The 14,761-nt window shown below is 53.2% G+C and carries 15 protein-coding genes; 14 read left to right on the top strand and 1 reads right to left on the bottom strand.

All coding sequences use genetic code 11. The annotated features are described in order from the left end of the window. Positions 1-9 precede the first annotated feature (9 nt). The 14 genes from pspB to OKF39_RS13395 all read left to right on the top strand — a co-directional run bounded on the left by pspB (position 10) and on the right by OKF39_RS13395 (position 13,714). Complete coding sequence (gene pspB / locus OKF39_RS13460; protein WP_028013378.1) at positions 10-234, top strand: envelope stress response membrane protein PspB; 225 nt, start codon at positions 10-12, stop codon at positions 232-234. Then, positions 234-593 (top strand): envelope stress response membrane protein PspC, encoded by a 360-nt coding sequence (gene pspC, locus OKF39_RS13455; RefSeq protein ID WP_028013377.1) that lies wholly within the window; start codon positions 234-236, stop codon positions 591-593. Before pspB ends, pspC begins: the two co-directional genes overlap by 1 nt. A 12-nt stretch (positions 594-605) precedes the next feature. Further along, on the top strand, positions 606-830 hold the full coding sequence (gene pspD / locus OKF39_RS13450) for a phage shock protein PspD (RefSeq protein ID WP_479983042.1): 225 nt from the start codon (positions 606-608) through the stop codon (positions 828-830). 184 nt (positions 831-1,014) lie between these two features. Next, on the top strand, positions 1,015-2,712 hold the full coding sequence (locus OKF39_RS13445) for a sugar phosphorylase (protein ID WP_028013375.1): 1,698 nt from the start codon (positions 1,015-1,017) through the stop codon (positions 2,710-2,712). A gap of 13 nt (positions 2,713-2,725) precedes the next feature. Continuing rightward, complete coding sequence (locus OKF39_RS13440; RefSeq protein ID WP_150144020.1) at positions 2,726-4,018, top strand: ABC transporter substrate-binding protein; 1,293 nt, start codon at positions 2,726-2,728, stop codon at positions 4,016-4,018. Between the two features lie 22 nt (positions 4,019-4,040). Next, complete coding sequence (locus tag OKF39_RS13435; RefSeq protein WP_028013373.1) at positions 4,041-4,922, top strand: carbohydrate ABC transporter permease; 882 nt, start codon at positions 4,041-4,043, stop codon at positions 4,920-4,922. Next, positions 4,909-5,751, top strand: coding sequence for a carbohydrate ABC transporter permease (locus tag OKF39_RS13430; protein WP_049001105.1), 843 nt, complete (start codon positions 4,909-4,911; stop codon positions 5,749-5,751). The genes OKF39_RS13435 and OKF39_RS13430 overlap by 14 nt, the downstream gene beginning before the upstream one ends. Before the next feature lie 29 nt (positions 5,752-5,780). Beyond that, positions 5,781-6,833: a D-guloside 3-dehydrogenase gene (gene ycjQ / locus OKF39_RS13425; protein WP_041909681.1), complete on the top strand. Its 1,053-nt coding sequence runs from the start codon at positions 5,781-5,783 to the stop codon at positions 6,831-6,833. A 17-nt stretch (positions 6,834-6,850) separates the two neighbouring features. Next, on the top strand, positions 6,851-7,639 hold the full coding sequence (ycjR, locus tag OKF39_RS13420; protein WP_063942372.1) for a 3-dehydro-D-guloside 4-epimerase: 789 nt from the start codon (positions 6,851-6,853) through the stop codon (positions 7,637-7,639). 11 nt (positions 7,640-7,650) lie between these two features. Continuing rightward, positions 7,651-8,709 (top strand): D-glucoside 3-dehydrogenase, encoded by a 1,059-nt coding sequence (gene ycjS, locus OKF39_RS13415; RefSeq protein WP_479983041.1) that lies wholly within the window; start codon positions 7,651-7,653, stop codon positions 8,707-8,709. Further along, positions 8,703-10,982 carry a glycoside hydrolase family 65 protein gene (locus OKF39_RS13410; protein ID WP_479983040.1) on the top strand — a complete coding sequence of 760 codons (2,280 nt, stop codon included), beginning with the start codon at positions 8,703-8,705 and terminating at the stop codon, positions 10,980-10,982. The genes ycjS and OKF39_RS13410 overlap by 7 nt, the downstream gene beginning before the upstream one ends. Beyond that, complete coding sequence (gene pgmB, locus OKF39_RS13405) at positions 10,972-11,637, top strand: beta-phosphoglucomutase (protein ID WP_248095792.1); 666 nt, start codon at positions 10,972-10,974, stop codon at positions 11,635-11,637. The genes OKF39_RS13410 and pgmB overlap by 11 nt, the downstream gene beginning before the upstream one ends. 13 nt (positions 11,638-11,650) lie before the next feature. Further along, on the top strand, positions 11,651-12,733 hold the full coding sequence (locus OKF39_RS13400; RefSeq protein WP_479983039.1) for an ABC transporter ATP-binding protein: 1,083 nt from the start codon (positions 11,651-11,653) through the stop codon (positions 12,731-12,733). A 66-nt stretch (positions 12,734-12,799) separates the two neighbouring features. Continuing rightward, a complete protein-coding gene (locus tag OKF39_RS13395) occupies positions 12,800-13,714 on the top strand; it encodes an OmpG family monomeric porin (RefSeq protein ID WP_479983038.1) in 915 nt (304 codons plus the stop codon). A 33-nt stretch (positions 13,715-13,747) separates the two neighbouring features. Here OKF39_RS13395 and OKF39_RS13390 read toward each other — a convergent pair whose 3' ends face one another. Beyond that, positions 13,748-14,758, bottom strand: coding sequence for a LacI family DNA-binding transcriptional regulator (locus OKF39_RS13390; RefSeq protein ID WP_479983037.1), 1,011 nt, complete (start codon positions 14,756-14,758; stop codon positions 13,748-13,750). Positions 14,759-14,761: the final 3 nt, after the last annotated feature.

Below are 14,761 nucleotides of genomic sequence, written 5' to 3'. Positions count from 1 at the left end.
GGAGTACACATGAGCGCGCTTTTCCTGGCCATTCCCCTGACGATTTTCGTGCTGTTTGTTTTGCCGATTTGGCTATGGCTGCACTACAGCAACCGTTCTTCAGGGAACGATTTATCCCAGAGTGAACAACAACGTCTTGCGCAGCTTACCGACCAGGCTAACAAGATGCGCGATCGCATTCAGGCGCTGGAAGCAATCCTGGATGCAGAACATCCTAACTGGAGGGACCGTTAATGTCAGGACTGAATCTGAACAAAAAATTGTGGCGAATTCCACAGCAGGGCATGGTGCGCGGCGTTTGCGCCGGGCTGGCCCATTATCTCGACGTTCCGGTAAAGCTGGTTCGTGTGGTCACGGTGCTGTCGATATTTTTCGGCCTGGCGTTTATCACTTTCGTCGCCTACATCGTGCTGTCGTTTGTACTTGACCCGATGCCGGAAGGCGAACTGGCTGCGGAAGGCGCGCCTACCAGTAACGATCTTCTCAATGCGGTTGACGATCGGCTGGCTGAAGGGGAGAAGCGGTTACGTGAAATGGAACGCTATGTCACATCCGATACCTTTACGCTGAGAAGTCGTTTTCGTCAGCTTTAAGAGAGAATATACATGAAGAAAAACTGGCAACAGGCCGGTCAGAAGGTAAAACCCGGCCTGAAAATCGCAGGTAAACTGGTTCTGATGACGGCGTTACGTTACGGCCCGGCAGGTGTGGCGGGCTGGGCGATCAAATCTGTTGCCCGCAAGCCGGTCAGAATATTGCTGGCCGTGGCGCTTGAACCTCTGTTGCAAAAAGCGGCAAAGCGGCTGTCACGCCGCTACTTATCCCGATAATTCACGCTCGCGTTAGCCCTTTCTCTCCCCGGAAGGGCTAACGACATTTCATCCCTTTCCCTCACTTTCTTTGCGGCAGCTCACATTACTGCACAGAGCTGCTTTGTAATTGCGTTTTTCAGCCTCCCGGTTCGTTGACAGATATTTTTCAGGGGAGTAGATTGCCCTTCGTGGGACCGCTACCATGGAAAATAATGTGAACGCAAAAATTAAAAAACTTATCAATCATATTTACGGTGAATCATTTTCTGAAGCACATTTTAAAGTGTTATTAACAAAGCTTGAACAAGCTGCTGTTGATATTACAGAAAAGCGTAAATCAGGCTGGGATGAAAAAGATGTCGTTCTGATCACCTACGCCGATCAGTTCTCCGCGAAAGGGGAGAAAGCGTTGCCGGTATTTACCCGCTTTTATAATGAGTGGCTTGCTCGCACGTTTTCCCATGTCCACCTTTTACCTTTTTATCCGTGGTCCTCTGATGACGGATTTTCCGTTATTGATTACCACAACGTTGCGCCTGAAACCGGGACCTGGCAAGACGTTGCTGATTTAAAACAGTCTGCCAGCTTAATGTTTGATTTCGTCTGCAACCATATGTCAGCAAAAAGTGAATGGTTTGCTAATTATCTTGCGCAGAAACCTGGCTACGAAGATTTCTTTATTGCAGTCGATCCTGAAACTGATTTATCTGCGGTGACGCGTCCTCGCGCATTACCGTTGCTGACGCCGTTTACGCTGCATGATGGCAGCGTGCGTCATCTTTGGACCACCTTCAGCGATGACCAGATCGATCTCAACTTCGCCTCGCCTCAGGTGCTGATTGCGATGGTTGACGTGCTGCTCCATTACCTGGCGGAAGGGGCGCGTTATATCCGTCTGGACGCCGTCGGATTTATGTGGAAGATCCCTGGAACAAGCTGCATCCATCTGGAACAGACTCACTGCCTTATCCAGCTTTTCCGTGCTATTACCGAGGCCGTGGCGCCGGGTACCGTGATCATTACTGAGACGAACGTTCCGCATAAGGACAATATCTCTTATTTCGGTGACGGTGAAAATGAAGCTCAGATGGTCTACCAGTTCTCCTTGCCGCCGCTGGTGCTGCATGCAGTGCACCGTCAGGATGTTAACGCTCTCTGTCAGTGGGCGGGATCGCTGGCGCTGCCTTCAACAAAAACGACCTGGTTCAATTTCCTGGCGTCTCATGACGGTATCGGTCTGAACCCACTGCGCGGCATTCTGCCGGAATCAGAAATCCTCGCACTGGTTGAGAAACTTCAGCAGGAAGGGGCGCTGGTCAACTGGAAAAATAATCCTGACGGTACGCGCAGTCCTTACGAAATTAATGTGACCTATCTTGACGCGTTAAGCGCGCAAAACAGTTCAGATGATGAACGCATTGCGCGCTTTATTCTGGCGCATGCGGTGCTGTTAAGTTTCCCAGGTGTACCTGCCGTGTATATTCAAAGTATTCTTGGCTCCCGTAACGATTATGAAGGGGTCGAGCGCCTCGGCTATAACCGCGCAATAAACCGCAAGAAATATACCGCCGGTCAGGTTGATCTCGAACTTAATAATAAAAATAGCATTCGTCATAAAATTTATTCCCGTTTAAGCGAGTTTATTGCGATTCGTCGTGGGGAAAGTGCGTTTCACCCTGATGCCCAGGCATTTTTTGAATCACTGGATGAACAAATTCTTAAAATTGTTCGCGTGGCTGAAAACGGTGAGAGAATTACAGCCCTGTTTAATTTTAGTAATAACGTTCATACCGTTTATGGGGACACGCTTACTGGTATGGAATTACTATCAGGACAAGCTGTTAGCGGTAAAGAGCTGACCCTCAATCCATGGCAGGTTATGTGGATTAAAGAAAACTAAAAAGGACCCTAAAATGAAAATGCCCAAAATTGTGCTGTTATCAGCACTGGTTTCGTGCGCCCTGTTATCAGGCTGTAAAGATGATAAAGCGTCTGCTGTGACCATTGAGTTCATGCACTCGTCAGTAGAGCAGGAGCGCCAGGCGGTTATTACGAAACTGATCGAAAAATTCGAGAAAGAAAACCCCGGCATTACGGTGAAGCAGGTGCCGGTGGAAGAAGATGCCTACAACACCAAAGTGATTACGCTCGCCAGAACGGGCGCGCTGCCTGAAGTGATTGAAGTCAGCCATGATTACGCGAAAGTCATGGATAAGGAACAACTGCTGGATCGCAAGGCTATCGGTGAAGCCATTGAAGCGGTAGGCGAAAAGACCTTCTATGACGGGATCCTGCGCGTTGTGCGTACTGAAGACGGCACAGCCTGGACAGGGGTGCCGATGAGCGCCTGGCTGTCCGGCATCTGGTATCACAAAGATGTGCTTGCCGCTGCGGGTATTCAGGAACCGCATAACTGGGAACAGCTGCTGAAAGCCAGCCAGAAGCTTAACGACCCGGCCAACAAACATTACGGTATTGCGCTGCCCACCGCGGAAAGCGTCATGACCGAGCAGGCGTTCTCCCAGTTTGCACTTTCCGGCGGCGCGAACGTTTTTGATGCCAACGGAAACGTTGAAATTGACACCCCTGAAATGGCAAAAGCGCTTGAGTTCTATAAAGCGCTGGCCGCGACCACCATGCCGGGCTCGAACGACGTCATGGAGATCAAAGATGCCTTCATGAACGGTTCTGCACCGATGGCCGTCTATTCCACCTACATCCTGCCGGCGGTATTCCAGGATGGTAACCCTGCCAACCTTGGCTTCGTTGTCCCGACAGAAAAGTCCTCTGCCGTTTATGGCATGGTCACCTCGTTGACGATCACCAGCGGACAAACCGAAGAAGAAACGCAAGCGGCTGAAAAGTTTGTGACGTGGATGGAGCAGGCTCAAAACGCAACCGACTGGGTCATGATGTCGCCGGGCGCGGCGCTGCCGGTGAACACGCTGGTCGTAGGAACGGATACCTGGAAAAACAACGAGGTGATTAAAGCGTTTGGGCAACTGCCTTATGAACTGATCGCCCAATTCCCGAACGTACAGGTGTTTGGTGCTGTCGGCGACAAAAACTTCACGCGCATGGGCGATGTGACAGGGTCCGGCATTATCAGCTCCATGGTGCATAACGTCACCGTGGGTAAACAAGATCTCAGCGCAACGCTTAGCAAGAGCCAGACGCGACTGACAGACCTGATTTCACAACGATAGGAGCGCTCTGCGGAAGGAAATTATGAAGACGTTGTTTTCTGGTCGTTCAGATATGCCTTTCGCCATGCTGCTGTTGGCCCCCAGCCTGATTTTGCTGGGGGGCCTGGTGGCCTGGCCAATGATTTCCAATATTGAAATCAGTTTCTTACGCCTGCCGCTTAACCCGCGTATTGATGCGGTGTTTGTTGGCCTGGATAACTACATCCGCATTCTGGGGGATGCTGCGTTCTGGCACTCGCTGTGGATGACGTTCTGGTATACGGCGCTGGTCGTGCTCGGCAGCACCGGGCTGGGGCTTGCCGTCGCCATCTTCTTTAACCGTGAGTTTCGTCTCCGGAAGACGGCGCGTTCGCTGGTGATTTTATCCTACGTGACACCCTCTATTTCCCTGGTATTTGCCTGGAAATACATGTTCAACAACGGCTACGGCATTGTGAACTATCTGGGCGTCGATCTGCTGCATCTGTATGACCAGGCGCCGCTCTGGTTCGACAACCCTGGCAGCAGCTTCGTGCTGGTGGTGCTGTTCGCCATCTGGCGCTACTTCCCGTATGCCTTTATCTCATTCCTGGCAATTTTGCAGACCATTGATAAATCGCTGTATGAAGCGGCAGAGATGGACGGAGCCAACGCCTGGCAGCGTTTCCGTATCGTCACGTTGCCCGCCATCATGCCTGTACTGGCAACGGTGGTGACGCTGCGAACCATCTGGATGTTCTACATGTTTGCGGATGTTTATCTGCTGACCACGAAGGTCGATATTCTGGGCGTGTATCTCTATAAAACTGCCTTTGCATTCAACGATCTGGGCAAAGCAGCCGCCATTTCTGTTGTGCTGTTTGTGATCATCTTCGCCGTCATTCTGCTGACCAGAAAAAGGGTAAACCTCAATGGCAACAAATAAACGCATACTGGGCCGTATTGGTTTCTATCTGGGGCTGACGGTATTTCTGATTATCACGCTGTTCCCGTTCTTCGTGATGCTGATGACGTCATTCAAGAGCGCGAAAGAGGCCATATCGCTGAATCCGACTATTCTGCCGCAGGCGTGGACGCTTCAGCATTACGTTGACATCTTTAACCCGCTAATTTTCCCGTTCGTGGATTATTTCCGCAACAGCATGGTGGTGTCGCTGACGTCATCGGTAATTGCGGTGTTTCTCGGCACGCTGGGCGCTTACGCCTTGTCCAAGCTGCGTTTTAAAGGACGCGCGACGATCAACGCGAGTTTCTACACCGTCTATATGTTCTCCGGGATTTTGCTGGTGGTGCCGCTGTTCAAAATCATCACCGCGCTCGGCATTTACGACACTGAACTGGCGCTGATCATCACCATGGTGACCCAGACGTTGCCTACGGCGGTATTCATGCTGCGCAGCTATTTCGACACCATTCCGGACGAAATAGAAGAGGCCGCGATGATGGATGGTCTGAACCGCCTGCAAATCATCTTCCGCATTACCGTGCCGCTGGCCATTTCCGGTCTCGTGTCGGTGTTTGTTTACTGCTTCATGGTGGCATGGAACGACTACCTGTTTGCCTCCATTTTCCTGTCCAGCGCCAGCAACTTTACCCTGCCGGTCGGACTGAACACGCTCTTTAGTACGCCAGATTATATCTGGGGTCGCATGATGGCGGCATCGCTGGTGACGGCGCTTCCGGTGGTCATCATGTACGCACTCTCTGAACGTTTTATTAAAAGTGGTTTGACCGCCGGTGGCGTCAAGGGCTAAGGCGGCCAATTTTTTATCAGGAGCAAGTTATGAAGAAGTTAGTTGCGACAGCGCCACGCGTGGCGGCGCTGGTGGAGTATGAAGACCGTGCTGTGGAAGCACATGAAGTGAAAATTCGCGCCCGCTTTGGCGCACCGAAGCACGGAACGGAAGTCGTGGATTTCCGCGCGGCAAGCCCGTTTATTGATGAAGAGTTCAACGCAGAGTGGCAGATGTTCACGCCGCGTGAAGAGGGCGCTGCGCGCGGTATCGAATTCGGTAAGTTCCAGCTGGGCAACATGATCGTTGGCGACATTATTGAATGCGGTGCAGACGTAACGGAATACCAGATCGGCGACAGCGTCTGCTGCTACGGCCCGCTGCAGGAGACGGTCATCGTTAACGCGGTGAACAACTATAAGCTGCGTAAAATGCCGCAGGGCGCGTCCTGGAAGAATGCCGTTTGCTACGATCCGGCGCAGTTCGCCATGAGCGGCGTGCGAGATGCCAACGTCCGTGTGGGTGACTTTGTTGTCGTGGTCGGTCTGGGAGCCATCGGACAGATTGCGATTCAGCTGGCGAAAAAAGCCGGTGCGTCAGTGGTTATCGGCGTTGATCCGATTGAACACCGCTGTGAGATCGCTCGCCGTCACGGCGCGGACCACTGCCTGAATCCAATCGGTACCGATGTCGGTCTGGAAATTAAAAAGCTGACCGGCAAGCAGGGCGCGGACGTGATCATAGAAACCAGCGGCTTTGCAGATGCATTGCAGTCCGCGCTGCGCGGGCTCGCCTACGGCGGCACCATCTCCTACGTGGCCTTCGCCAAACCGTTTGCGGCAGGCTTCAACCTGGGCCGCGAAGCGCACTTTAACAACGCGAAGATTGTCTTCTCCCGCGCCTGCAGTGAACCGAACCCGGACTATCCGCGCTGGAGCCGCAAGCGTATCGAAGAGACCTGCTGGGAATTGCTGATGAACGGTTATCTGAACTGTGAAGATCTGATCGACCCGGTCGTCACCTTCACCACCAGCCCGGAAAGCTATATGAAGTATGTCGATCAGCATCCGGAACTCAGTATCAAAATGGGCGTCACTTTTTAAGCTAAGGACAGCAAATCATGAAGATCGCAACACAAAACCAGGCCTTTTTCCCGACCAACATCATGGAAAAATTCGAGTACATCAAAGCGATGGGTTTTGATGGCTACGAAATTGACGGCCGTCTGCTGGTGGAAAATCTCGACGAAGTGAAAGCCGCTGTCAAAGCCACGGGCCTGCCGGTGACGACAGCATGTGGCGGGTACGATGGCTGGATCGGTGATTTCATCGAAGAACGCCGTCTGAACGGATTACAGCAGATCGAACGCATTCTGGAAGCGCTGGCGGAAGTTGGCGGAAAGGGCATTATCGTGCCTGCGGCCTGGGGCATGTTTACCTTCCGTCTGCCGCCAATGACCTCTCCACGCAGCCTGGACGGTGACCGCAAAGCCGTAAGCGCCTCGCTGCGCTGGCTGGATGAGGTGGCCGCGCGCACCGGCACCACCGTCTACCTGGAGCCGCTGAACCGCTACCAGGATCATATGATCAACACCCTGGCAGACGCGCGTCGTTATATCGAAGAGAACGGCCTGAAGCACGTGCAGATCATCGGTGATTTCTATCACATGAACATTGAAGAAGACTCGCTGACGGACGCGCTGCATCAGAACCGCGATCTGCTGGGTCATGTTCACATTGCAGATAACCATCGCTATCAGCCGGGCAGCGGCAGCCTCGATTTCGCCAGCCTGTTCGATCAGCTGCGTGCCGATAACTATCAGGGATACGTGGTGTATGAATGCCGTGTTCGCGCCGAGGATCCGGCTAAGGCTTATCAGGACTCTCTCACTTATTTGCGTGAATGCTAAGGATGACGAGCGTGATGAGTGCTTCTACACCTTCGCCTCTGCGCGTCGCCGTTATTGGCGCCGGGCAGGTCGCGGACAAAGTGCATGCCTCGTATTACGCCACGCGCAGTGATGTTCAAATGGTGGCTGTCATGGACAGCCGCCTTGAGCAGGCACAGGCGTTCGCGGAACGTTATGCTATTCCATCGGCATGGCAGGACGCTCACGAGATGTTGCAGGCAGTAAAACCGGATGTGGTGAGCGTCTGTTCGCCCAACCGGTTCCATTTTGAACACGTGATGGCGTCGCTCGAGGCGGGTTGCCATGTGATGTGCGAAAAGCCCCCGGCGATGACGCCGCAGCAGGCTGATGAGATGCGCATCGCGGCGCGCAAGGCAGGAAAAGTCCTGGCCTATGATTTTCACCATCGCTTTGCCCTGGATACCCAACTCCTGCGCGATGCGGTAATGAACGGAACGCTTGGTGAAATTTACTTTACCTCAGCGCAGGCGCTGCGTCGCTGCGGTGTGCCGGGGTGGGGCGTTTTTACCAACAAATCGCTACAGGGCGGTGGACCGCTGATTGATATCGGCATTCATATGCTCGACGCCGCAATGTATGTCCTGGGTTTCCCGGCGGTCAAACGGGTGACTGCGCACAGCTTCCAGAGGCTGGGAAACCGTAAAAGCACCGGTCAGTTTGGCGAGTGGGATCCTGCGCAATTTACCGTGGAAGATGCGCTGTTTGGCACGATTGAATTCTGCAACGGCGGCATTTTGCGTCTGGACACCTCCTTTGCGCTTAACATTCGCGAGCAGTCGATCATGAACGTCGCTTTCTGCGGTGAAAAGGCGGGTGCAACGCTGTTCCCGGCGCACATCTACAACGACGAAGCCGGTGTTTTAGAAACCCTTACCCAGCGCGAAGAGGCGGACGATCAGCGCCATCTGCGCAGCATGGATGCCTTCGTACGTCACGTGCTGGGAGAGCCCGTGATGATTGCCGATGCAGAACAGGGACTGGTAATTCAGCAGCTTGTTGGCGCGCTTTATGAATCGGCAGAAACAGGGGAAAGCGTAACACTATGCTGAACGTCTCTGTATTAACCGATCCGGGCTTTTGTCCACACAGCCTGAATAAATACGCCTCCATCATGGCATGCGGCAATGGCTACATGGGCATTCGCGCTGCGCATGAAGAAGAGTACACCCAGCAGACCAGAGGCATGTATCTCGCTGGGCTGTATCATCGCGCGGGGTGCAACGAGACCACCGAGCTGGTCAATCTGCCGGATATCACCGGTATTGATGTAGAGCTGGACGGCGTCAATTTCACGCTCCTGGCCGGGGAAATTCTTGAGTGGCAGCGCGAGCTGGCCTTTGCAAACGGCGAACTGCATCGTAACGTTGTCTGGCGTTCGCCCGACGGCAAGCGCTATCGGCTGGAGAGCCGTCGTTTTGTGTCGCTGGACCAGTTGCCATTAGTGGCTATGCAGCTCGCGATCACGCCTCTTGATGCCGCCACGCATGCCGTGCTGAAAACCGGCATCGACGCAACGCAAACGAACAGCGGCAGACAGCATCTGGATGAACTCTCGGTCAGAGTCTTTGATCAGCACTATATGCAGGGGGTGTATGAAACGCAGGATCGGGCGTCGGAGGTTGTTGTTTCGGCGTTTTGTCAGCTCTCGACGAAGAGCGACAGCTGCTTCACCGCCAAAAATCGTCGTCTCAGCGTTCACCATTCGCTGACGATTGCGCAGGGTGACACTGTCACGCTTGAGAAAATCGTCTGGCTGACGCATCGCAGTGATAAAGCGCTGTCACAGGAGTCTTTCGCGCGCAACGCGCTGGCCGATCTCAAAGTCTCTGCCGCAAGAGGCTACGACGCATTGCTTGAAAGCTCAGCGTATGCCTGGAAAGAGGTCTGGCGTGATGCCCGGGTGGAAGTGACTTCCGCAGAGCAACAGGATCAGATGGCGCTGGATTATGCAGTCTGGCACCTGACCACGATGACGCCTGCCCATGATGAGCGAAGCAGTATCGCTGCGAAGGGGCTGACGGGAGAGGGGTATAAAGGCCACGTCTTCTGGGATACCGAAATTTTCCTGCTGCCTTTCCATCTGTTTACCCGCCCGCAGGTTGCCCGCAGCCTGCTGCGCTATCGCTGGCTTAATCTGGCTGGCGCACGGGAAAAAGCCCGTCGTAACGGCTGGCCGGGCGCGTTGTTCCCATGGGAAAGCGCCGCAAGCGGTGAGGAAGAGACGCCGGAGTTCGCGGCAATCAACATCCGCACCGGGGTACGCCAGAAGGTGGCTTCCGCACTTGCTGAGCATCACATCGTGGCTGATATTGCCTGGGCCGTCGTTGCGTACTGGCAGGCGACGCATGATGACGCCTTTATGCGTAACGAAGGCCTGACGCTGCTGATGGAAACGGCTTTGTTCTGGATGGGACGCGCAACGGACGTCAATGGTCGTCTGGAAATCCATGATGTGATCGGACCGGACGAATACACCGAGCACGTGAACAACAACGCTTACACCAACTATCTGGCCTGGCACAACGTTGCCTGCGCGCGCCAGTTTATGGCGATGTTTGGGCGTGAGGATGAGCGTTTTACGGAGAATGCCGCGCAGTTCCTGGCGCGCTTATGGCTACCGGAGGCCGATGCAGACGGTGTAATCCCGCAGGATGATACCTTCATGGCAAAACCGGCCATCGATCTGAGCCGTTATAAAGCCAAAGCGGGCAAGCAGACGATTCTGCTCGATTATTCCCGCGCGGAAGTGAACGAGATGCAGATCCTGAAGCAGGCCGATGTGGTGATGCTTAACTACCTGCTGCCAGAACGGTTTACGCCACGGCAATGCGCCGCCAATCTGGCGTTCTATGAGCCACGCACGATCCATGATTCGTCCCTGAGCAAGGCCATTCACGGGATTGTGCTCGCGCGCTGCGGTGACACGCAGGGGGCCTATGCCTTCTGGCGCGATGGCATCGCCATTGATTTGGGCGAGGATCCGCACAGCAGCGATGAGGGCATTCATGCCGCGGCAACCGGTGCGATCTGGTCTGGCGCAATTCAGGGATTTGCTGGCCTGCAAATCATTGAAGGGGAACTGCATCTCGCGCCAAAACTGCCTGCTCACTGGCAAAAACTCGCTTTCCCGCTGCGGTGGCGGAACGCAGCAATGCACTTCACGTATGAAAACGAGGTGTTAACCATTGAAACCACGGCGCCTGCCACGCTGACGCTGTGGGGCAAAACGCTGCATGTATCGGAGCGAAAAGTTTGCACTTATAAGGACTTTTCTGTATCCGCATCTGGGACCGCTACCACGGAGGGGAGCCATGACGCTTAAGGCTGTTGTATTCGATTTGGACGGTGTGATCACCGATACCGCGCATCTTCACTTTCTGGCCTGGCGTGCCGTGGCGGAGGAAATTGGCATTACCTTCGACGAAGTGTTTAACGAACAGCTTAAGGGGATAAGCCGCATGGATTCCCTCCAGCGCATTCTGAAGCACGGCGGGAAAGCGGGGATGTTTAGCGAGGAGCAGTGCCTGGCGCTTGCGACGAAAAAAAATGCGCTTTACGTCCAGTCTCTGGCATCACTGACGCAGGATTCTCTGCTGCCGGGGATCCGCGACGTGCTGGCGGAGATCCGTGCCGCGAAGGTCAAGATTGGGCTGGCATCCGTATCGCTCAATGCCCCAGGGATTTTGCACGCGCTGGGCATTCATCAGGCCTTCGATTTTTGCGCTGATGCTTCCCGCATTTGCCGTTCAAAGCCGGACCCGGAGATCTTCCTTGCGGCCTGTGCGGGGCTGAACGTGCGTCCTGAAGAGGCGATTGGCATTGAAGATGCCGCTGCGGGTGTTGAAGCAATCAACGCCGCAGGAATGCTGTCGGTCGGGATTGGGCCTGGCCTTAACCATGCGGGATTACAACTTCATTCAACGCGGGAACTGACCTGGAAATGCCTGACAGAATTCTGGGCGTCCCGGGCGTATTGATAAGGAATAAATTATGGCTCAACTTTCTCTGAAACATATTCAGAAAATCTATGATAACCAGGTCCACGTGGTTAAGGATTTCAACCTCGAAATTGAAGACAAAGAGTTTATTGTTTTCGTCGGTCCGTCGGGCTGCGGTAAATCCACGACGCTGCGAATGATTGCCGGTCTTGAGGAGATCAGCGCGGGTGAACTGATTATCGACGGCGTGTGCATGAATGACGTGCCTGCCAAATCGCGTGATATCGCGATGGTATTCCAGAACTATGCGCTTTATCCGCATATGACGGTCTACGACAACATGGCGTTTGGCATGAAAATGCAAAAAATAGCGCCCGCGGTGATTGAAGAACGCGTGAACTGGGCGGCGCAGATTTTAGGGTTACGCGAATACCTGAAGCGTAAACCTGGCGCTTTATCAGGTGGTCAGCGCCAGCGCGTGGCGCTGGGCAGGGCGATCGTGCGCGAAGCGGGCGTCTTCCTGATGGATGAGCCGTTATCCAACCTCGATGCTAAGCTTCGCGTGCAGATGCGTGCCGAAATCAGCAAGCTTCACCAGAAGCTTAACACCACCATGATCTATGTTACGCACGACCAGACGGAAGCCATGACGATGGCGACCCGCATCGTGATCCTGAAAGACGGTATCATTCAGCAGGTGGGTGCGCCGAAGCAGGTATACAACGAGCCGGCCAATATGTTTGTCGCAGGGTTCATCGGCTCACCGGCAATGAACTTCATTCGTGGCGCTATCGACGATCGCTATTTCGTAACGGAAACGCTGCGTCTGGAGATCCCTGAGGGCAAGCTGGCCGAGTTGAATGCGCAAGGTTACCAGCGTAAAGCGGTCGTCTTCGGGATCCGTCCGGAAGACATTCTTACCCTGCAGAGCAGCGGAGAAGATATCGCGGCGAAAGTCAGCGTCGCTGAGCTTACCGGTGCCGAATTTATGCTTTATGCCACCGTGGGCGGACATGAACTGGTTGTCCGCGCAGGCGCGGCCAATGACTACGTAGCCGGAGATACTATCGGCATTCAGTTCGATATGAATAAGTGCCATTTCTTCGACGCCGATACCGAAGCGGCTATTAGATAAGAAAGGTGTTTGCCGGAAATGCAAATTTCCGGTTTTTTTGTTTGTTAATTATAAAGGGAATATTTTATGAGTACTCTACTAAGAAGTGCTGCGCTCGTTCTGTGCGCAGGGGTTAGCTGCGCGCAAGCAACAGAATCCGCAAAGCAGTGGGCGTTTAATATCGGTGCCATGTATGAAATTGAAAACGTCGAAGGTCAGAGCGACGATAAAGATGGATTATATGAACCCTCCGTATGGTTTAATGCAACATGGGATGCCTGGACAATCTCTCTGGCAATGTATCAGGAAGGGCCGGTTGATTATAGCAGCATGACGCGTGGCACCTATTTCGATCGCCCGGAATTTGAATTGCGCTATCGCTTTATCGGCACCGATGATTTTACGTTCGGTCTGACCGGTGGCTTCCGCAATTATGGTTATCACTTTAAAGATGAACACGGCGCCAAAGATGGTAGCGCTAATATGCAGCGCTACAAAGTTCAGCCTGACTGGGATATTAAATTAACCGACGACTGGCGCTTTGGCGGCTGGTTTGCCATGTATCAGTTTGCCAACGATCTCGATAAAACCGGTTATTCTGACAGCCGCGTCGAGACCGAAACCGGTTTTACCTGGACCATCAACGAAACGTTCTCTGCGAAAATAAATTATTATTTAGAGCGCGGCTTCAATATGGACAGCTCACGTAATAACGGCGAGTTTTCTACCCAGGAAATTCGTGCCTACCTGCCGATTTCGTTAGGCCAGACGACATTGACGCCATATACCCGTCTGGGACTCGATCGCTGGTCAAACTGGGACTGGCAGGACGATCCGACGCGTGAAGGACATGATTTCAACCGTCTGGGTATGCTGTACGCCTATGATTTTAACAACGGTTTATCCATGACGCTGGAATATGCCTACGAATGGGAAAACCATGACGAAGGTGAGAGCGATCGCTTCCACTACGCGGGTGTCGGCGTGAACTACGCGTTCTGATCATGATTTACCAGGGGCGATTGCCCCTGGTTATTAGCGCAAGGACGCCGCATCCGAAAAATGGGTATCAACCAAAATCTTATGCGGCGCAGGTTTACCCGCAATACGCTTAAACAACACGTTGCAGCTCTCTTCGCCGAGCTTTCTCGTCGGAATATCAAACCCGCCTGGCGCAGGGGTTAAAACGAGAGACAGCATCGGATCGCTGTAGCCTGCCATTGCAACCTGCTCGGGAACCATCAGATTTAACTCATCCGCAGCACGATAAAGACCCAACAATTTCATACTGTCAGTAGCAAAAACGGCATTGGGCGGGTTGTCAGACGAGAGTAATTTGCAGGCTGCCTGGAGCGCGCTTTCATGGGTATATCCGCCATCAATAACCCAGTCCGGGTTTATGGCGATACCCTGCTTCTCAAGGCTGGATTTATAACCCGCAAGGCGATCGATAGAAACGTGATAATCGAGCGGGGCATGCAGACAGGCAATTTTTGTTCGCCCATGTTTAATAAACGAATCGACCAGAATAGCGCTGTCGTGATAATTGTCCGTATCAACAGAATAAATATTCTGGAACTTTCCTTCTACTTTTCCAATAACCACCACGGGCACACCGTATTCGTCCAGCGTGGTGAAAAAAGATTCGTTTGCGGGTGAACTCAGCATGATGATCCCTTTGATCATCTTCTGCTTTATTTTTCCCACGCACTTCTGGAGATCGTCCTCACTGCTTTTCGAGGTTTGTAAAATAACGTCAAACCCTTCCTCTTCCGCTTTTGCCGTAATGGCGTGAAGAACATCGGAGAAAAAAGGGTTACCGGCAGTAGTTTTGGTCGAGCGGGTCGAAATAACCATAATGGCATCAAAGCCAGAAGAGGTCAGGGCGCGGGCCAGTTTGTTGGGCTGATAATTTAATTCGTCTATCGCCTTAAGCACTTTGTCTCGCGCTTCAGGGGAAATATTCGTTTGTTTATTCAGAACGCGGGAAACGGTTGATTTCGATACGCCCGCAACCCGTGCGATATCATAGATGGTGGGTGACATACA

This window comes from Enterobacter cloacae complex sp. HYC042_NIDB (genome assembly GCF_056673315.1).
The sequence above is the reverse complement of the archived record's forward strand: the minus strand, read 5'-3'. Positions and strand labels throughout refer to the sequence as shown.